At 61.2% G+C, this 20,656-nt stretch carries 15 protein-coding genes; 12 read left to right on the forward strand and 3 right to left on the reverse strand.

What is annotated here, in order from left to right; translation table 11 throughout:
* The first annotated feature begins 2 nt into the window (after positions 1-2).
* Positions 3-8,174 (forward strand): MG2 domain-containing protein, encoded by an 8,172-nt coding sequence (locus IAE77_RS17840; RefSeq protein WP_294229308.1) that lies wholly within the window; start codon positions 3-5, stop codon positions 8,172-8,174.
* Positions 8,175-8,222: 48 nt separating this feature from the next.
* Positions 8,223-8,684, forward strand: coding sequence for a c-type cytochrome domain-containing protein (locus IAE77_RS17845; protein WP_294229312.1), 462 nt, complete (start codon positions 8,223-8,225; stop codon positions 8,682-8,684).
* On the opposite strand, the gene IAE77_RS17850 is transcribed toward IAE77_RS17845, so the two are convergent.
* Complete coding sequence (locus IAE77_RS17850; RefSeq protein WP_294229316.1) at positions 8,685-10,124, reverse strand: amidohydrolase family protein; 1,440 nt, start codon at positions 10,122-10,124, stop codon at positions 8,685-8,687.
* Between the two features lie 55 nt (positions 10,125-10,179).
* A complete protein-coding gene (locus IAE77_RS17855) occupies positions 10,180-11,559 on the reverse strand; it encodes a DUF1501 domain-containing protein (protein ID WP_294229318.1) in 1,380 nt (459 codons plus the stop codon).
* Between the two features lie 142 nt (positions 11,560-11,701).
* Here IAE77_RS17855 and IAE77_RS17860 point away from each other — a divergent pair, with 142 nt between their 5' ends.
* From IAE77_RS17860 to IAE77_RS17875, 4 genes are all read left to right on the forward strand, one after another.
* Positions 11,702-12,838, forward strand: coding sequence for a hypothetical protein (locus tag IAE77_RS17860; RefSeq protein ID WP_294229320.1), 1,137 nt, complete (start codon positions 11,702-11,704; stop codon positions 12,836-12,838).
* A 64-nt stretch (positions 12,839-12,902) separates the two neighbouring features.
* Complete coding sequence (locus IAE77_RS17865; RefSeq protein ID WP_294229322.1) at positions 12,903-14,003, forward strand: AAA family ATPase; 1,101 nt, start codon at positions 12,903-12,905, stop codon at positions 14,001-14,003.
* Positions 14,000-14,407 (forward strand): DUF4276 family protein, encoded by a 408-nt coding sequence (locus IAE77_RS17870; protein ID WP_294229325.1) that lies wholly within the window; start codon positions 14,000-14,002, stop codon positions 14,405-14,407. The genes IAE77_RS17865 and IAE77_RS17870 overlap by 4 nt, the downstream gene beginning before the upstream one ends.
* A 16-nt stretch (positions 14,408-14,423) precedes the next feature.
* Positions 14,424-14,720 (forward strand): DUF4276 family protein, encoded by a 297-nt coding sequence (locus tag IAE77_RS17875; protein ID WP_294229499.1) that lies wholly within the window; start codon positions 14,424-14,426, stop codon positions 14,718-14,720.
* Positions 14,721-14,739: 19 nt separating this feature from the next.
* Here the strand turns inward: IAE77_RS17875 and folP are convergent, their stop codons facing one another.
* Positions 14,740-15,579: a dihydropteroate synthase gene (folP, locus tag IAE77_RS17880; protein WP_294229327.1), complete on the reverse strand. Its 840-nt coding sequence runs from the start codon at positions 15,577-15,579 to the stop codon at positions 14,740-14,742.
* Between the two features lie 77 nt (positions 15,580-15,656).
* Between folP and IAE77_RS17885 the strand changes: the two genes are divergently transcribed.
* From IAE77_RS17885 to IAE77_RS17910, 6 genes are read left to right on the forward strand one after another with little or no spacing between them, the layout of a single operon-like run.
* The gene (locus tag IAE77_RS17885) at positions 15,657-17,105 is read left to right on the forward strand and encodes a hypothetical protein (protein WP_294229332.1); all 1,449 of its coding nucleotides are present in this window, start codon (positions 15,657-15,659) and stop codon (positions 17,103-17,105) included.
* Complete coding sequence (locus IAE77_RS17890; RefSeq protein WP_294229335.1) at positions 17,105-17,383, forward strand: acylphosphatase; 279 nt, start codon at positions 17,105-17,107, stop codon at positions 17,381-17,383. The genes IAE77_RS17885 and IAE77_RS17890 overlap by 1 nt, the downstream gene beginning before the upstream one ends.
* A gap of 4 nt (positions 17,384-17,387) precedes the next feature.
* Positions 17,388-18,251 (forward strand): ABC transporter ATP-binding protein, encoded by an 864-nt coding sequence (locus tag IAE77_RS17895; protein WP_294229337.1) that lies wholly within the window; start codon positions 17,388-17,390, stop codon positions 18,249-18,251.
* Positions 18,248-19,171 (forward strand): ABC transporter permease subunit, encoded by a 924-nt coding sequence (locus IAE77_RS17900; protein WP_294229339.1) that lies wholly within the window; start codon positions 18,248-18,250, stop codon positions 19,169-19,171. The genes IAE77_RS17895 and IAE77_RS17900 overlap by 4 nt, the downstream gene beginning before the upstream one ends.
* A complete protein-coding gene (locus IAE77_RS17905; RefSeq protein WP_294229342.1) occupies positions 19,168-19,959 on the forward strand; it encodes a hypothetical protein in 792 nt (263 codons plus the stop codon). Before IAE77_RS17900 ends, IAE77_RS17905 begins: the two co-directional genes overlap by 4 nt.
* Before the next feature lie 57 nt (positions 19,960-20,016).
* Positions 20,017-20,634, forward strand: coding sequence for a redox-sensing transcriptional repressor Rex (locus IAE77_RS17910; protein ID WP_294229346.1), 618 nt, complete (start codon positions 20,017-20,019; stop codon positions 20,632-20,634).
* Positions 20,635-20,656: the final 22 nt, after the last annotated feature.

The raw sequence follows: 20,656 nt of genomic DNA on the forward strand, positions 1-20,656 counted from the left end.
TCATGAACAACCACACCACCCTCATCCTCGCGTTTGCACTCGCCCAGACACTCCGCGCCGATCCGGTCGAAGACGCCAGCCTGCTGCTGCAACAGCAGCGTTACCAGGACGCCGCCACGAAACTCACCGACGCGGCCATCAACGCTGAGAAGGATTCTGGTTACGCACACTACCTGCGCGCCGTGGCTTTGGCGGAATCCAAACAGCATGCCAAAGCCATCACCGACTGCGATGCGGTGCCTGCGGGTCACGCATGGCAGCGCAAGGCGCTTTTCCTCAAAGCGCAGTGCCTGGCTGAATTGAAACGGCATCAGGAAGCCGAGGCGATCTACAGTGCGGAGGCGACGCGCCTGTTTGCGACGGCGCGGAAGGAAAAGCTGGCGGAATCTCTCGTCACGCTCGCTCAGGAGCTCACAAAGCCCGCTGTGCCAGGCCAAAGCGTGAGCAGCGATGCTTACAACAAGGCTCTTGCGCTTTACCGCAAGGCCTTGGAACTCGAAACCGGCCCTGCGGTGCGCGAGAACCTGCTGTTTCAGTCGGCGTCGATCATCCGCCGCATCCAAAGGCATCAGGAATTCCCCGCAGCCTGCGACGCCTACCTGCGTGAGTTTGATCCGGACTGGCGCGGTCTCACTGGCAGCGAGGCACCAAAGACTCCCGCGAAGGAAACAAGTGCCCGCCGCTGGGAGGTGCGGGCGATGCTGATCGAGAACCTGCTCGTCACCGGCGCGGGTGATGCCTCACGCGTCTATGCCGAGGACATGCTGAAGCTCTGGAAGGCCAGGCCACCCGCCGCAGCCACGACGCCGGACATGGGCGAGCTGGAATGGCTGCTCTGCCGCAGTCATGGCCCGTCTTCATACCGAAAGTTTGACCCGCCGCAGATGGCGCAGGGCCAGAACGACATGCAACAAGGCACGATTCAGGCCTATGCCGTCAACGCAGGCGATCCTGCGAAGCATGTCGCGGCGTTGCGTGCCTTTTTGACGGCCTACCCCGCGCATGCGCGATCCGCCGAGGCGGCGATGACGCTCGTGCAGGCCTTGATCGGTCAAAACAAGCCGGATGAGGCCATCGAAGCCTGCAAGACGCTCTACGACCGCGCCGACTGGCCCGCGCCCGCTGCGGATGAGAGCGACAAACGCACACCGACGGACCGTCTGGAGTCATGGCGGCAGATGGCGTTCTTCCAGATCGGTGCGCTGCACTTCGCGGCGCGGCGTTATCCTCAGGCCATCGAGCAATGGCGGGCCTACATCGCCAAACATCCCGACGGTGGTCTCTGGCAGCAGGCGCAGGCAAGGATCGTTGAGGCGGAGTTCCAGCTCTGTCTCGAAGCCGTGGCCGCAGACAACCGCGACGAGGCCACGAAGCGCTTCGACGCCTTCATCGCCGCGCACCCGCTGGATGCCCGCTGCGCTCAGTTGTTGTTCTTGAACGGCCAGTGGCCTTACGCAGCGGCATTAAAGGAAAAGGACGCCGCTAAGGCCAAACCGTTGTTTGAAAAGGCCATCGCCGAGTGGGCGCGTCTCATCATCAAGCATCCGCAGAGCGAGGAGGCCTCACTCGCGCTTTACCGCACCGGAGTCATTCAGGCGGAGCATCTCGATCGCCATGAGGACGCGCTGAACACCTTCCAGCGCCTGAACTGGGGCGGTTGGAAGCAACTGGCCGCTGAACGTGCCGCGATGATGCCGGAGCGCTCGCTAGCGCTGCGCACACCGCGCACCTTCCGCACGAATGAACCCGCGCAAGTGCGTGTGAACGTGCGCAACATCGAAAAGCTCAAGGTCTCGCGCTACACCCTGAATCTCGAGGACTTCTTCCGCAGCCGTCATCGCCTCGATGGCTCGGCTGGCATCGGCTCGCTCGACATCGACTTGATCCAGCCGGACAAAACGTGGGAGGTGCCGGTGGAGGGTTTCACACGGCTCAAACCGATCGAGCAGGCCATCGACGTGCCGTTTGACGATGCGAAGCCCGGCGTGTGCCTCGTCCGCGTCGAAGGCGAGGACTGGCAGGCCAGCACGATCGTCATTCGCAGTGACATCGACCTCATCGTGCAGTCGGCGTGGAAGGAGGCGCTCGTGTTTGTGCAGGATCGCGTCAAAGGCATCGCCGTGGCCGATGCGGAGGTTTTGATCAGCAACGGCAAGGAAATCATCGGTCAGGGCAAAACGGCGAAGGACGGCGTGTTCCGTCTGCGTGGCGAAATGATCCGCGAGGCGGCCGATCTATGTGTGCATGTGCGCACCGATGCCGGCGTGGCGATCCAGCGGCTCAATCTGCGTGGCATGACGCAGGAGATCACCGGCGGCAGCACGGATCGTGAAAGCGTGGCGCTGTCACGACGCGGCTACCTTTACACGGACAAGTCCGCCTACCGGGCTGGCGATGCGATTCACTTCCGCGGCATCATCCGCGATGTGCAGGATGGCGCTTACAGCGTGCCCGTCGGTCGTGAATACCAAATCAGCATCACCGACGACCATGGACGCGTGCTGCGCCGCCTGAAATCAAAGCTCGGCGACTTCGGCAGCTTCACGCACAGTGTCCCCCTGCCTGCCAGCACGCCGGTCGGCAGCTACCGCATCACCGCGAAGGCGTTGGAAGGCGATGAATCGCACAGCGCATGGTTTGAGGTGAAGGAATTCGAGATCGAGGAGATCAGCGCTGTCATCGAAACGAAACCAGAGGCCGTTTTTCGTGGCGACCGCATCGAGGGCACGCTGCGCGTGAGTTACTCCTGGGGCTCGCCGCTTGCAGACGAGCCCGTGCGTCTGCGCATGCCGGATGGACGCCTGCTTGAAGGTAAAACGGATGCGAAGGGCGTCTTCGCCTTCACGCAGGAGACCAGCGCGTTTCAGCCGGGCGGCTTTGTGTCCTTCAATGCCGACCTGCCCGCACGCAGCCGCCATGTGACGCACACCGTCGCCATTTTGAGCGCTGGATTGCGCCTCGTGTGGGATCGTCTGCCCGCGCCTGCGCTCACGGGCGAACCCGCGCTCGTTCGCGTGAAGGCGCTCGATCATCGCGGCAAACCGGCAGCGGCATCGGTGAAGGTCACGCTCTCGCGTCTCGATGCTCAACCGACGAATCCCGTGCTCTCGGGGCTCCCCGGCCTCGTTTACATTCCAAATGCCAGTGCACCCGCGCGCATCGCGGAGTTTGCAGTCGAAACCGACGCCACCACCGGCCTCGGCACTTCCACCGTCGTGCTGCAATCCGCCGTTCAGCATCAGCTTCACGCGCAGGCCGCCGACGCACGCGGCAACGCCGTCGAGATCATCACCAGCGTGCAAGCTTCCGGTCCCGAGGACACGACAAAGCTGCGTCTCTTCAGCGACGATGACGAGGTCAATGAAGGAACCATGCTCAAGGTCGATGCGCACAGCCGCATCGCCGCGCCGCTCGCGCTCGTCACGCTCGCGGGCGAGGAAATGATCGAGCATCGCATCCTCAAGCTTGAGTCAGGTCACAATGAACTGCCCGTGGTCATCGCCGCCGCGCACTGGCCGCAGTTTGATGTCAGCGTCGCGTGTCTTGACGACGACAAACTGCACAGTGCCCGGCGTGGGTTCCGGGTGAAGCGACCGCTCCACATCACCATCCAGGCACCAGAAAAGCCGGTGAAGCCTGGCGAAGACGCCGAGATCACCTTGACCACCACGGATGCGAACGGAGAACCGGTGGCCGCCGAGCTCAGCCTCGCGATCGCCAGTTCCGCGCTCTTTGCCCAGAATCCGGATCACACCGAGGACATCGACGAATTCTTCCATGGCGGAGTGCGCCGTGGCGGCAGCCTGCGCACCGGCAGCAACGCCGGTTTCGAGCATCGTGCCGCGGCCAAACTCCTGACTCGTGACGATTCCGGGAACGTCATCAAGATCGCCGGGCAAATGCAGTCCCATGTCGATCGCCTGCGCGAGATGGAGGGGCGAGAGCGAAGTGTCTGGCACCAGCAGACGAACCGAGGACGACAAAACGGAACCAACAGCATCGACAACCTGCTCGTCCAAAGAGAGTCAATCGCCTTCAACCGGTTTGACTCGTCGCAGGCAGTCCAAACGCTGACATCGGACGGCAGCTCTTCATCAACCATCGAAGGCTTTTCGGTCAACTTCGGCAGCGCCATCGCTTCAGGCGGAAACTTGGTGCTGAGTGGAAGCGGGGCGGTCACCGGGAACAACACGATAGGTGCCCTGGGCGTCAGAAGAGGAACCCACGTGCAGAATGGACATTCCTCGTCGCCGCAAGCTTTCTCGTTTGCTGGTGTCGCCTCCAATCCGCAGCTTGCCCAGGTTGTCTCAGGACTGCGCGCTGGGAATCAACCCATCGTCGGAGCCCTGTTTCAAACTGCCGACGGCCGCACCGGCAGCCAGCCTTTCGCGCCCGACGCGCAGTGGCATTGCCCGCTCGTCACGGATGCTTCCGGCAAAGTGAAAGTGTCTGTGACGGCGCCCGGAATCGCGGGCGCATGGCGCCTGTCAAGCCGAGGCTGCACCGTCGCAACGAGCGTGGGACAGGCGGAAAAGGAAATGATCACAAAGTCCGGCTTCATTCCCGAAATTCGCCTGCCAGTGGCGTTGCGGCCCGGAGACACATTTGTCCCTCAAGTGCTGTTCCATGGCGCGCTTGAAGGCGAGACAGATGCGAAGGCCATCGTCACACTGTCGGACACGAGTCAACACTCCTTTGACACTCCCATCGAAATCACCCAGGAGAAACAGGTCACACTCAAGTCCGATGGTTCTGTCCCGGTGCCGCTGGATGCCATCACCACACCAGACGCTCGTGGTATCTTCCGCCTCGACGGAACGGCAAAGACAATGAAGTGGTCGAATGGATTGTCGGAGATCACCCATGCTTTGGCTGCCGGCGAATCACATAAGTCCACATCCGCGCACTTTCTCAAAAGGCCGGGAGAGATTGAATGGCCCGCAACCGCCCTGCAGCGCGTGGTCTGGCGGATTTTCCCCTCACCCGCCAGCCTCCTGCGTGGCATTTCCGCACTCGGTTCTTCGCAAACGCCTGCCAGCAGCCTGCTGAACCGTATTTCCGCCGCCCGCACGGGTCTCAATGAGAAAAATCGCGAATCCCACGCAAACGCCACACGCCTGCTAATTTCGGAGCTGCAGATCTTGCAACGTGACGGCGGGTGGCCGTGGGAGAATGTGAAATGGCAGCATGACAGCATCGTGACCAGCCTCGGCCTGTGGGCGTTGATCGAGGCACGTGCGCTGGGCTTTGATGTTGAGGATGCCACGATCAAAACAGCGACAGGCTATTTGAAGAAAGCACTGGCGATCATTCCACCAGATGAGCCGGACAAGGCGGCGGTCATTCTGCATGCGCTGGCTTGTGTGAACGAGGCGGACTTCTCCGTGGCGAACCGCCTGTATCGTGATCGTGCCAAACTGAACGATCCGGCGCTCGCGTGGCTGGCGGCTGCGTTCCAGCGCATGAATCGTGGCGATGAGGCGAAGGAACTGCTCAAGGCGCTCGAAGCCAAGCCCGCATGGACCGGCAGCAAAACCACCGCACGGCTCAGCAGCGACGATGACACCACCGCCAGCGTGCTTTATGCGGCTGCGAAAGCACAACCCGGCTCCGCGTTGGCGAAAAAAGCAGCGGAGTTGTTGCTTCAACGGCTGGGTGTCGATCTCGGCTCGCAATCAGCTTTGCAAGGCCTGTGGACAGCGGCTTTGGCTGAACACTGGGTCAGCACCGGCGCGCATCAGACTCCAAGCGCGGACGAAGATTTCATCGCCAGCTTCAACAACGGCCCTTCGCTCCCATTCACAGGATGGGATGAACATCATGTGAAAGCTCCGAAGGCATTGCCCAACGGAAAAATCCAACTGCGAGTAAAATGGGAGAATGGCCAAGGCACGCCCATCGTGCTGACGACCTTCGTCAATGAGAAGCCGGTCGATTTGAAGGTGCTTACCATCGATTCCCTTCCCACCGTGGCGAAACGGCAATGGCTGCATGAAGGTCTGCGTCATCATGATGTGCCGTTGCAAGCGGCGAGCACCTCGCCCGTGCAGGTGGCGGCTCATGGGCAGCGTTTGCGGGTGCAGCTTGAACTGAAGGCACCGAAGCAGCCGCAGAGCGGTTATGTCATCATTGATGAACCGCTGCCCGGCGGCTGCATGCTGGTTGCGGGCTCCCTTTCGGCATCCGAGGCACGGGTGGAGGAACTGCCAGGCATGCTGCGGCTGTGGTTCATTCCCGGAACGTTCACGGGAGACGATGTCATCAGCTATGAACTGATGGCGCTGCATCCCGGCACCTATCGCATTCCCCACACACGCGTGCGCGATGGCTGCCGACCTGAGCATTTCAATGCCGGCCCCGAGGGCAAGCTGACGATTCTTGCGCCGGGAAAGCTTTCCACTGATCCGTATGTGATGAACGGCTTCGAACGCCTCGAACTGGCGGAGTTGCTGTTCAATGAGAACGCGCTCGACGAGGCACGCACGCATCTCGAAATCCTACGCAACGATGCCGAGGCGATGAAATCCCACGAACGCGACATCGCGCGCATGCTGCTTTGGATCCACACCTCGCGTGAAGCCATGGACGCGAAGCAGGTCGTTGAATTGTTCGAGGCGCTGAGTGAGCGGCATCCCGACATCGTCATTCCCTTCGACAAGATCTTGAAGGTCGCGGCAGCGTATCGCCAGATCGGTGAGTTTGAGCGTGCCTGGCTGGTCTATCGCGCCACGATGGACAGCAGCTTCGTCAGTGATGCCAGCGTGAGCGCCGCGCTGGAAACTGCCGGCGACTTCCCCGGCAGCGCTGAGCACCAAACCAGCCTCTGGAAGGAGTATCCCGATGGTGCGGACGGTTTGCTGGCCTTTTTCAGCCTCGGGCAGCGCTTTCAGGAATTTGCGGCCAATCCGGCTAGCGTTCCCTTGCGGCCTGGAGCGGCGAAGTGGACGAAGAACCAGCTTCTGGAGCGCAGCCGCGACCTGTTGCGCGAGTTTGTCACCCTGCATGCCCGGGATGAGCTTGCAGATGATGCCGCTTTCAGTCTGGCAAACGTGTTCTTCGATCTCAAGGACTACGCCAGCGTCGTCACCACCGCAGGCAATGCGACGGCGACGTTCAAGAAGAGCAGTTTCCTGAACAACTTCCATTACATGACCGCTCTGGGCCGCTTCTGGCAGTATCAATTTCCAGAAGCGCTCGCCGCCGCCGCTCCCGTGGCCGCTGGCAGCAGCGAGGATGCACCGAATGCGCGCTACATCACGGCACAGATTCATCATGCACAGGGCAAGCCTGCCGAGGCCATCCGCTGGTATGAAAAAGTGAAGGACGAGTTCGACGATGCCCGCGAGTCCATCAGCGTGCTCCAGGAGAAAGGTGTCAAGCTGCCGCATGCCACGCGGGTGAAGCCGGGCCAGCCGGTAAAGATCGATCTCGATCATCGCAACGTGAAGGAAGCCGCGCTGCTCATTTACCGTGTCGATTTGATGAAGCTGCATGAGCGTCAAAAGGACCTGAGCAGTGTCAGCGGTGTGAATCTCTCCGGCATCACGCCGCAGGCAGAGATGAAGGTGCCGCTGGGCGACGGACTGGACTACGCGTGGAAGAAACGCAGCATCGATCTGCCGCTCAAAGACGAGGGCGCGTATCTCGTGATCTGCCGTGGCGATTCGCAGATGACCAGCGGCCTCGTGCTGCTCACCACGCTGGAGCTTGAGACTCATGAGGACGCCACGAACGGCAGCATCCGCGTGCAATTGCGCGACACGGTGCGCAACGCCTACGTCGCTGACGCCGACATCGCCGCCTATGACAGCAGCGGTGCCGCCCAGCCGCAGAAGGGCCGCACGGATCCACGCGGGGCCTTCAGCGCCAGCGGCATCCACGGTCAGGCCACCGTCGTCGTGAAACTCGGCGACGCCCGTTATGCGATCCATCGCAGCGCCACTCCCTTGATGCCGCCGCAGATGGCGCAGACACCCGCTCCGCAACCGACCAACGGGTCTTCCCGGTTGCAACCCGCAGCACCCGCCGTTGGCAAACCGTTGAGCAAAGACGACTACCTTTTCAATGTGAAGAGCAGATTCACCGACCTCAACGACGACAACAAGGCCGCATGGTCCAAAAAGCTGCAAAACGAAGGCAAGGGCGTGAAAGCCGAGAAGGCGTTCAAGAAATGAGCAGACAGCCGCATTGCATGCGCCAGTATTTCATATTCTCATAGTCCTATGAACATCCGCCGCCTCTCCAGCCTGCTCTGCGCCATCCTCGTCTCATCCTGCTCCACGCCGCCTGACCCGGAAACGAAGCCGATGGGGGAGAATGTGTTGAGCAAGGAGGAGATCAAAGCCGCAAAGAGCGGTCCTGTTGACTTCGTCGCGCATGTGAAGCCGGTGCTGGAGGCGAAGTGTGCCATGTGCCACAACCGCCAGGCGCTGCCGGGTCACATGAGCCTCGAAAGCCGCCGCGAAGCCGTGCGCACGAAGACGCTTGGCACTTACATTGTTCCTGGTCATCCGGAAACGAGCCTGCTGGTCGCCAACACGGCCTCCACGCATCAAAACGTCAGTGTGATGCCCGCCGTGGGCGAGCGTTTGACGAAAGACGAATACAGGATCCTCAACAAGTGGGTGAAGGAGGGCGCGAACTGGCCAACCGGAAAGGCAGGCACCCTGAAGATCATCCGTTGATCATTTGGCCCGCACGGGTCTTCCGGGCCATGCCTCCTTCAGCAGTTCGCCGTCGCGAACGACAAAGACCCCGCCAACGATCACCTGTGAAATGCCCGCCGAAGGCGTCGTGGGCGCTTCAAACGTGGCGCGGTCGATGATCTTCGCAGGATCAAAGACCGTGATGTCCGCGTCGGCACCGACGGCGAGGCGGCCTTTGTGTTGCATCATCGGGACGTGCGCTTCGAGGCGTTTGGCGGGCAGGATGGTCATCTTGGCCAGCGCGTCCATGAGTGGCAGCAGTTTCTTCTCGCGACTGTAAAGACCCAGCACGCGAGCGAAGGTGCCTGCGCCACGTGGATGGCCTTTGCCATCGACAAACGGCACACCATCGCTGGCGATCATCACACCGGGATGCGCGATGGCCTTCTCGACGTTCGCGTCCTTCATCATGTACATGATCACCCAGCCGCCTTGCTTGCGGTAGCGCTCAAAACTCTCCTGCGTGAGCCGCTCGCCCGTCGCGGTCCACATGATGTCGCCGTAGTTGATGCGCAGATTGTCCTGCCAGCCCGGATTGAACATCGCGGACTCAAGCAGGGTCGATGCGGCTGTGTAGGGATAGACCTCGGTGGTCAAATCCAGGCCCGCGGCGCGGTTTGCGTCGATCAACTTCAGCACCTCCGGCATGTCGCCGATGGCGCTGCTGCCGATGTGCACGATGTGAAGTGCCGCGCTGGTCTTTTTTGCCGCATCGATGGCCTCGCGGATGGGTGCGATGCCGAACGCACGCGTGTGGACGAACGCGGGCACCTTTCGCTCCGCCGCGATGCGAAACAGCGCCTCGATCTCCTCCGTCGTGGCCGCGGGCGTGTAGTTGATGCCGAAACCGACGCCCAGCGCGCCTTCATCTAGCCCCGCACGGATCGCGGCACTCATGCTGTTCATCTCCGCCTCACCCGCGACCTGATTCGCGCCGGCAGGATTCGGGCCGAGCAGCGCCAGCTTGGCCTTGCCGCTGGCCCACTGGCCGGTTTTGAGCTGCGGATGAAACGCGGCGAAGCGCGCGGAAATGTGACCGACCGTCGCGCCATAATGAGTCGGCGCGGTGCCTTCCATCGAAGCATACCACTCGGCGACGGGATACACGCCGCCTTCGAGTTCCAGCGCCATCGTCACGCCATCCTGCGCCTTGATCTGCAAATCGCTCGTCGTCTGCCCATGCGCATGCAAATCGATGAATCCCGGCGAAACGACGAGTCCGGCCACATCGACGACTTTGCCACCTGTGAGCGCCGTTTCAGACATCGCGGCGATTTTGCCGTCTTTGATGCCGATGTGGCGAACCGCGTCGAGATTCGTCGCCGGGTCCATCACACGGCCATTGGCGAGCACGAGATCGAAGTCAGCCGCCAGACAGCGGACGGTCCAAAACACAGTGAGAAGCAGCAGCGTGCGCATGGGGATGAAGTGACGGCGGATGATCCTCCTGACAAACAGAATGCTGAGAATCGGATCAGCCCACCAGTTCGCTGATCACCTGGCCTCCGTCGGCCACGATGGGGCGCGGGCGTCCCTGCGGGTCGATCCAGTTCGTGTTCTGCCCGATGCCGAGGTGATGGTAAACCGTCGCTGCGAGATCGCCCGGCGCGACGCGACGGCTCTCGATGTCTCCGCCATGCTTGTCGGTGCTGCCGATGACCTGTCCGTGGCGCAGACCGCCGCCAGCGACGACCATCGACATGACGCGGTTCCAATGATCGCGTCCGGCATTCTTGTTGATGACCGGGCTGCGGCCGAACTCGCCCATCATCAGAATCAGCGTGCTGTCTAGCAGCCCCCGGTCCTCGAGATCGGTGACGATGGCGTGCAGGGTGCGGTCCACGCTCGGCAGCAGCGGCGTGAGGCCTTTTTTGATCCCGCCCCACTTCACCTCGTCGCCGTGATGATCAAAGTAACCCCACGCACCGCTGACGGTGACAAAGGTGGAGCCGGCCTCGACCAGACGTCGCGCCAGAAGCGCCTTCTCACCGAGGCTATCGCGACCGTAGCGGTCACGCATCGCGGGAGTTTCCTCATCGAGATTGAGAGCCCGCTGCGCAGCACCTGCCATGAGCACCTCATAGGCCTGCTGCGTGAACTGATCCGCCGAGGCGATGGCCTCATTCGATCCGACACCACGCTTCCACGCATCCATCTGCTCGGCCAGCGCACGGCGGCTGCCCAGGCGCTCCACGCTGAGACCTTCCACCAGCTTGAGACGGCCGGACAAATCCTTGCCGCTCACGGGATTGAACGCGTTGCCCATATGTCCAGCGCCCCAGATGTCGGACACGAGCGAGTCCGCCAGCGCAATGTAGCCGGGAATGCCCGGCGCGTTCGCCCCCCGAAATTTGGCCGCGATGGAGCCCATCGATGGCCATCCAGCTCCGTCGCGGCCGTCATTGGTGCGACGGGCGAGCGGATTGCAGGCCTGCATGGTGATCGGCGTGTGATCGCTCGCGCTGCAATCAACGGAACGGATCAGCGTGAGCCTGTCCATGATCTTTGCCGTGAGCGGCAGATGCTCGCAAACGTGAATGCCGGGCACTTTCGTCGCGATGTGGCCGAACGGCCCCCGGATCTCGCTCGGCGCCCCGGGTTTCGGATCCCACATGTCGATGTGGCTCGGACCACCGGACAGCCAGAAGAGGATCACGTTCGTCTTGCTCTTCGCCTGACCTGCCGCCGCGGCCCTCGCCTGCTGTTGCAGCAACGCCGGCATGGAAATGCCCGCGAGACCCGCGAGCCCGGTCTGCAAAAAGCCGCGCCGCGTCGAGCCCACTCGAAGCAAATCGCCACCAGCGGGACTGAAGGCCGAGGTGATGCTTGGCGGATGGAAAGCATTCGGGTTCATAAGCGCGGCATGGATGGCAGCTTTCCATTACGCCGCGAGAACGACACCCTTGCGCCATGGGCGCCGCATGCATCACCATTTCCAATCGCCGGCATTCGGTTTTCATCTTGGCCGCAGGGTTCAGGCATGCTCTACATGCCGCATGCCTGACCACCGCGCCCTCATTTCGAATCCCGCCGACCTGAAGCCCTCTACCGCCTGGAACGAGACGGTCTGGGCCTACACGAGCGAGGAGGAACTCGTCGATCACACCACGAAGGCACGTCTGTGCGTGGCCACGCTGCTGCCGTTCAAGGACAAAAAGCCCGACTGGGATGGCTTCAACAAGAGCGTGCGCTGGATGCAGCAGTGCGCGGCACATTACGGCGTCGAGGTCGTGTTCGTGCTGAACGCGGACACCGGCTACATCTTCGATTTGAGCAACGAACTCTACGCCGAGGTGCTGCAGCGTTTCCGCGCGGAGTTTCCAGAGCAACGTTTCATCGCCGGTGTCACCGCACGCGGCGCGGAGAACGACACAGCCTTCAAAGCAGAGCGTTACTGGCCGCTGCTCGACATCGCTCAGGAGCATGACAACTGCGAGATGATGATCATGACCAGCAAGCTGCTCAACACACTGGAGAATGAGCCGCGTCGCGATGCTTACTTCCAAATCGCCGAGCATTTGATCCGTCCGGGCATCGCGCATGCGCTGGAGCCCTCCTTCGTGCCGTGGGCCACGCCGTTTGATCCGTGGCTGTTCCATCAGATCGCCATGCATCCGGCCTATGTAGGTGGAAAGGTCAGCACGCTCGACGAACCGCACTTTCATTACTGGGCCGCGATGTGCAAAGGACTGAATCTGCCCTTTTCCCCACACAGTGGAGATGACTACGGCATCGCCACCGCCATCAAGCTCGGCCTGCCGCTGCTCATCGGCGCGGGCGTGAGCGCCTGCCCGCTGATTTGCGCGGCCAAGGACATGTGGCTGCTCGACAGCGTGACCGACAAGAAATTCAAAACCGGCACCGGACGCTTCGACACGCGCGTTTACAAGCTCTTCGAAGCCTTCCAGTCCTTCGAAGACCTCGTCTTCCGCCTCGACGACCGCATGAGCGCCTCGCCTTACAAGCACAGCACCGCGCACGTGCTCCATCACCTCGGCCTCATCGACGCGCCGGAGTCACATCCCGACTGCAAAGACCTGCGTGGTGCTGATGAAGCGCAACGCATGGAAGAAGCCATGCGAAGGCCAAAGCGGGTGGCGAAGAAGCTGGGGATTCCGCTGTTCGGGGAGTGAGCTGGTTGCCTGATGTTAGTTTCTGGTATGATGTTGCGCATTGCTGCATATTTTTGAAAACCAGATGTCCAAGCCAAAACCTCTCACAGCGATTCAACTAGAAGGCTTTCGTTCGATTCGAAAGCTCCCCGAGTTGGCGCTGAACTCCGGGCTCAATGTGCTTATCGGGGGCAATGGGGCGGGCAAGTCCAACTTCATCAGCTTCTTTCAGATGTTGGGAGCTATGATGGATCCCAATGTCGGATTGCAGCATTACATTGCTGAAAAGGGTGGTGCTGACGCACTTTTGTTCAGAGGTGTGGAAACCACTTCGGAGATTCGCGCCCGTTTTAAGTTTAACCGCAATACATATGAATTGGTTCTACAGCCTGCAGACGATGGACGTCTGTTTTTCGGCAGGGAAAAAGCAAGCCTGGATGGCATCTCGGGCAAAGTGTCAAACTATGAACACGGCAAGGGACACTTCGAGAGCTGGCTTCCCAAAGTCGGTGCTTTTCCTGCTGGCGAACAGTTTACAAAAGAAGCTTTGAGTGACTGGCGGGTTTACCACTTTCACAACACCAGCCGCACGGCTGCTCTCATGCGTTCACAAAACGCCGTGGATAACGAACGCCTTTGGGCCGATGCGGGCAACATTGCCGCTTTCTTGCTACGGCTGCGCAAGGAACACGAAGATCATTACAAGCGGATCATCTTGCACATTCAGCAGGCAGCACCGTTCTTCGGGGACTTTCATCTGAAGCCTGACAACAACGGTCAGGTGCAATTGCTCTGGACGGAGCGCTACTCGCAGAAGCTTTACTATCCTCATCAGCTGTCGGATGGCTCGATTCGCTTCATCTGTCTCGCAGCATTGCTGCTACAGCCGGAGCCGCCATCCACAATCATCATTGATGAGCCAGAACTGGGCCTGCACCCCTACGCCATCACGGTGCTGGCAGGGATGTTTCGGTTGGCGGAAGAAAAGTGCCAGCTCATTGTCTCGACGCAATCGAGTCCGCTGGTGGACCATCTACAGTTGCAGGATCTGATAGTGGTGGATCGCGTGAATGGCGAAACCACGCTTTCACGACCTGACGCGGAGTCTTTGAAAGTCTGGATGGAGGAGTACTCCGTGGGTGAGCTTTGGGACAAAAACCTCATCGGAGGCATGCCCCAGCCATGAGCCGTGTCAGCGTGTATTGCCTGGTTGAAGGCTTTTCAGAAGCCAACCTCGTCAACCGACTGCTCGCACCTCACCTGAGCCATCATGGCGTGGATGTTTATGCGCCCATGGTAACCACGCGCCGAGATCGGAAGGCTGGCAAGGTTCACAAAGGCGGAGGATCGAGTTTCCTGCCCTATCGCAACGATCTTGACCGCTTGATCAGGCAGTGGAGCAACAAGCCACATGTATGGATCACCACGCTTTTGGACGTGTATGGGTTGCCTGCCGATTTTCCGGGACGAGATCAAGGTTACGCAATCAACGACCATCGTGCCAAGGCGGCTTTTCTTGAGGATAAGTTGAATGCCGTCGCCAACGAGCTGAGAGCCCCCCCGGTTCATTCCACACCTCGCTTTGCATGAGTTTGAGACGCTGCTATTGGCAGAGGTCTCGGCGCTGGGCAGTCTCTTCTTGGAGCAAGAACGTGAGATCCAACAGCTCGCGGAAGACATTGCTGATTTTGACGATGTCGAAGAGATCAACCACACCCCGGAAGGCGCTCCTTCCAACCGGATCGCGCGACGAATCTCCGTTTATGACCGCTACAAAGCCAACGATCAAAGCGGTGCCATCAACGTGCTGGAGCTTGTTGGCCTGGATACCTTGAGAAAGCGTTGCCTGCATTTTGGTGAGTGGGTGACTCGGTTGGAGTCGCTATCGTCAGCAAGGGAGTAGTCAAGGCTGGCAGCCTGTTTCACACGCCGTTCAGAATCGCCTCCATGATCCGCAGCGCCTGGACATTGGGCTTCACATCATGCACGCGGACGATGCGGGCGCCGTGTTCGCGGGCGTGGGCGGTGAGGGCGATGGTGGGCCAGTGGCGGTCATCCATGGCGTCGGAGTGGAGCACTTTGCCGATCATGGATTTGCGCGAGACACCAATGAGCAGCGGACGCAGCGCCGCGAGGCGAGGAAGCTCGCGCATGAGGGTCAGATTGTGCTCCAGGGTCTTGCCAAAGCCGAAACCTGGATCGAGCACGACGCGGTCGAGGTCGATGCCTTCGTGTTCAAGCAGGCGCAGGCGGCTTTCAAAGTAGGAACGCACCTCGGTGACGACATCGTCGTAGTGCGGGTTCGCCTGCATGGTCTGCGGCGTGCCGGTCATGTGCATGACGACGAGACCTGCGTTGGTTTCGGCGGCAAGACGCGGCATGGCGGCGTCGGCACGCAATCCGGTGACGTCGTTGATGATGTCGGCCCCGGCGTCGAGCGCGGCACGGGCGACGGCGGCCTTCATGGTGTCGATGGAGATGAGCGCCTTGGTTTGCGAACGCACCGCACGAATCACAGGCAGCACACGACGCAGTTCCTCGGCCTCTTCGACCGGTTCGGCCCCGGGACGGGTGGATTCGCCGCCGATGTCGAGGATGTCAGCGCCTTCGGCAATCAAGGTGAAGGCGTGTTCGACCGCACGACCGGTGTCATTGAAGCGGCCGCCGTCAGAAAAGCTGTCGGGCGTGACGTTGACGATGCCCATGATGAGCCCGCGATCGGTGAGATCGAGATCGTGGTTGCCGAATCGCCAGCGGAGCATGCCGCACGGTGGCGTGAATTTGCGTCCGGCCAACGAGAAAACTGGAGATGCCACCAGGGTTGCTCTATGAAGCACTCATGAAGCCCAACCCCGCCGTGCTGCTGCTCGTTCTTCTCGCCCTCGGAGGCGTGGCGGGCCTGCTGCTGTCGGGATCGAAGGCCCCAGCGCCGGTGGTGGCGGCTCCATCGCCTGGGACGGCCCCGCCTCCGATGCCGACGGGCAGCGTGGAGGATTTGCAAAAGCAGATCGTGCTGCTGCAAGGCCAGATCGAGTATCTCCAAGGTCAGAATGATGTGCTGAAGGACGAGAACGCCCAACTCCTGCAGAAACTGGGCACGCTGGGGATGAAGAACACGCCTGCGGTGGTGATGAAGGATGACGATGTGGCACCGGACTTCGTCGGCATGGGGCTGGAGATGATGAAGATGCGCAAGCTGCACGCGCTGCCGATGGTGACGACTCCGGTGAGCCAGGAGGAGGTCGAGACGCTGATCCTCGGCTGGCTGAAACGCCAGCAACCGGAGGACGAGGCGAAAAAGCTCACCCGTGGCCTCGCGGCACTGGGCTGGATTCCCGAAGCGGTCGATCCGCTGCCGCTGCGTGCCGCCATGCTGGCCCGACAGCTCGGCGGCTGGTATGATGAGGAATCGGAAACGATGTACACCGTCGATCCGCAGACAGCGAGCGGCCCGTCTGTGACAGCCAACGAGCCGCTGGGCATCGCCTTCGGCCAGTTGCTGCGTGAATACGGCAGCGTCTTGTTTCAGCCGCAGCACGGACCGCTGACGACGGACATGCGGATCGCCCGCGAGTCGCTCATCGTGGGCGATGCGTCGCTCACGCGTTTTTTGCACTCGATGCAGAACCCGGCAGCCATGCCGAAGGACGATCTGCCGCCGGAAGACCCGGATCATCCGCTGAACCAGGTGCCAATGCCTGCCTTTCTGCGCGAGATGGCGCTGTTTCCATTCACGCGTGGTTTTGAGTTCGCGCAATCGCTGCACAGCGCGGGAAACTTCGCCCAGCTCAACGCGGCCTACAGCCGTCCGCCGGTCAGCACGACTGAAGTGATCGAACCGGAGCTTTATCTGAATCCCGAGCGCCCGGCGCAGGTGGACCTGAAGCTCGACGATGTGAAGCTTAACGGAACGATGCCCTTTCTCGATGACCGTCTGGGCAAATTCTCCTGCGCCACGGCGCTGCGAATGCACAACGACGACGAAGCGGCAGGCGAAGGCACAGTCGGCCTCGTGGCGGACCGTTTGCTGGCCTGGCCGGCGGATGGCGGGGCAAAACGGGACCACGCGGCATGGCAGACCCTTTTCCAAGACAAATCGACCGCCGACGCGTTCGTCAAAGCGATGCTGAACTCGCTGAAGCAACGTTACAACACGAAGGGCGAGGCCGAGTTCGCCGCAGAAGGCCGTTTCGTGGCGCTGCTGCGCAATCGCGGCGAGGCGGGCGTGGTTTTGATCGATGCGGCGAGTGAAGAAGCACGGACCGCGCTGAAGCTTTTGATGAAGTGATGACTGCCAGACATGTTTTTTATACCGGCCGCGTCCAGGGCGTGGGCTTTCGCTACAGCACCAAACGAATCGCCTCCGGCTTCGACGTGACCGGATGGGTGAAGAACCTGCCGGACGGCCGGGTGGAGCTCTTTTCGCAGGCGTTCGATGCCGATGAGGTGGAGGCGTTTCTGGAGGACATCCAGCGCAGCAGCCTGGGATCCCACATCAAGGAGATCGAGGTGCAGGTGGCGGCCGCAGACACGAGCTTGCGCGGCTTTAACATCGTGCGTGATTGAGCCCATGGCCGACACGCCCGCCGTATCCGTGAATCATCTGACCAAGGTCTTCAAAGGCACCTTGGTGAAGGGGGCGTTTCGTGCGGTGCAGGATCTGTCGCTCGAAGTGAAGGCTGGCGAGGTCTATGGCCTGATCGGACCGAATGGCTCCGGCAAATCGACCACGATGAAGGTCATCCTGGGACTGCTGAAGCCGACGCAGGGCAGCACGAGCATCTTTGGCGTGCCGAGCACGGAAGTCGCCAGCCGTCACAGCGTGGGTTTCCTGCCTGAGAACCCGTATTTCTACAAACATCTGACCGGACGGGAGACGCTGCACTTCTATGGCAGCCTGTGTGGCATGCGCGGCGAGCGATTGAAAGCCCGCACGGATGAAATGCTGGCGATCACCGGCCTGGAAGACGCGGCGACGCGGCGTGTCGGCGGTTATTCGAAAGGAATGCTGCAACGTCTCGGCCTGGCGCAGGCGCTGATTCACGAGCCGCGCCTGCTGGTGCTCGATGAACCAACGGCGGGTGTCGATCCCGCAGGTTCGCGGAAAATCCGTGACCTGATCATCGAATTCCGTGCCCGTGGGATCACGGTGCTCGTGACCTCGCATCTTCTCGAACAGATGCAGGAGGTGTGTGACCGCGTGGGCATCATGGCGCACGGGCGCATGGTGCGTGAAGGACGGCTGGAGGACCTGATCGCGGTGGAGAACCAGACGGAGATGGTTCTGGAAAACGCCTCCCCTGCCCTGCTGACGAAGATCAATGCGCTGATCCAGGCGGAAGGCGGCGACACGAAGCTGGTGCGCAGCGGACGGCCACGCACGACGCTGGAGCGCCTGTTCATCGAAGCGACGAACGAATCGAAGAAGCCATGAGCGACGCTCCAACAAGTCCCAACACCGAAGCACAAACGCGGGTGCGTTTTTCGCCACGACGTGTGTGGACGCTGGCCATGGCGACGGTGACCCAGCTCGTGCGGATGAAGATCCTGGCCTTCCTGGTGGTGTTCTGCCTGCTGGCCGTGGGAGCAGGCTTTGCCTTCTCCGTGATCAATCCGGAGCAGCAGCTCAACCTGCTGAAGAGCGTGACGCTGGGCTCGCTGCAGATTTTCAGCATCGTGATCGGCGTCGTTTCCACGGCGCTGCTGCTGCCGAAGGACATGGAGGATCGCACGCTCTACACGATCCTGTCCAAACCGGTGCCGCGCTTTGATTACCTGCTGGGCAAGCTGATCGGCGTGCTGCTGCTCATCGGTGGCGGCTTGATCGTGATGGATGCCGTCTTGAGCCTGATCCTGTGGCTGCGGCAGTCGATGCTGTTCGAGGACGCCGTGGCACGGATGCAGATGGAGAAACTCGACTCGCCCGAGGCCGTGGCGCAGGTGCGTGAGATCGTGGCACGGCAAGGATTGACGTGGAATCTCCACTGGGCGGTGTGGGCGATCTTTTTGAAGGCGACGGTGGTCACCACGGTCGCGCTGCTGCTCTCCAGCATCGCGAGCTCGACGTTGTTCACCATCGTGATCACGTTTTGCATCACGATCATCGGCCACGGCGAGGCTTTGATCCGCGAGTTCTTTTTCCAACCCAATCTCTCCGGCATGGCGAGTCGTGCCGCCACGCTCGTTCTGGCGGTGATCTGCCCTGATCTGGCGCAGTTCGACATCGTGGACAGCGTGGTGAGCGGCGAGATTGTGCCGTGGGGCGCTGTTTACGACATGACCGGCATCGCGGCGCTTTACGTGACGGTTTACCTCTTCGTCACGCATCTGCTGTTTGTGGAGAAGGAGCTATGAAGCGGAAACTCCAGGCAATCGCGGTGCTGCTGGCCTTTGGCGCGGTGAAACTGCCGCTGGAGCAGAAGATCACCCGCGATCTGCGCCAGCAGAAGATGCTGGAGGAGCCAATTCACCTCGGCGTGGGCGAGGATCTCGGCCAGGCGGGCCTTGCGGCATCGCTGGGTGGTTTGCGCGGCCTTGCGGCGTGCATGTTCCATCTGAGGGCGCATGTGGAATTCACGAACGTGAACTGGGCCAAGGTGGACAGCCTCTACAAGCTGGTGACACGCCTCCAGCCACGGCAGGCCCGCTACTGGGACGAGGCGTCGTGGCACATGGCCTACAACGCGGCCTCGTATTACCTTTACAATCAGGAGCTGAAGCCGGCTCTGCGGGGGCAGCTTTACCACGACCACATCAAACGCGGCATCGCCATCCTGCATGAAGGCCTGAAGTTCCTGCCTGATGACCCGCGTCTGTGGCAGAAGCTGGGGGAACTGCACTGGCACCGCAGCAAGGACTTCAAAAAGTCCGGCGACGCCTTCTGGAACTCGTTTCAACACGGTGGTCTGGGCTTCACCGAGCGCTTCGCCGCCTACGCCTGGGCTCAGAGCAATGATCTCGAGTCGTGGAAGAAAGGCTACGCCATCCTGAAGCGCCTCTACGACAAAAGCGGACCGACGCCGGGCCTGGTCGAGCATTTGAAGATGCTGGAGCAGAACCTGAACCTGCCAGCGTCGCAGCGGATTCGCGCTGCTGCCGCGGTTTTGAGAGGGCAGGAACGCCAGACCGGCCCGCTGAAGTGACGGGGCCGTCACGGCCGGACTGATTGACTTCCGTCATCATCGGGTGAATTTTCACATGTGCCCGCCAAAATCGACATTCCCCGCAAGTCCATCTACCGGCTTTCCATCTACCAGCGTTGCTTGCAACGCCTGCGGGAAAACCGGGTGGACACCGTGTCCTCCGCCGCCCTGGCGAAGGCCGCCGGGGTTAAATCCACCCAGTTGCGGAAGGATCTGGCCTACTTTGGGCAGCTCGGCACGCGGGGCCTCGGCTACAATGTGGACGCGCTCAGCAGCACCATCGGTGACGTGCTGGGCCAGAACAAACTGCAGCCAGTGATCCTTGTGGGAGTCGGCAACCTGGGCTCCGCCTTGCTGCGCTACGGCGGATTCCGCAAAGAGGGCTTTGAAGTCGCCGCCGCGTTCGACCTTCAGCCACGCAAGCTGCCACAGGTGACGGTCCCGATCCTGCCGATCACTGAGATGGAGGCCTTCATCCGTCGAAACAACGTGAAGATGGCCATTCTGACCGTACCGGCCAGCAACGCGCAGTCCGTGGTGAACGAAATGGTGCGGGACGGCATCCAGGCCATCCTGAACTTCTCGCCCACGGTGCTGGACGTGCCGGAGCACGTGGTCGTGAACAGCGTCGATCTGGCCGTGGAGCTGGAAAACCTGAGCTACTTCATCCGCTGATCCGCCGAATTCGGCACAGCGA

The organism is Prosthecobacter sp. (genome assembly GCF_014879935.1).
GTDB lineage: Bacteria > Verrucomicrobiota > Verrucomicrobiia > Verrucomicrobiales > Verrucomicrobiaceae > Prosthecobacter.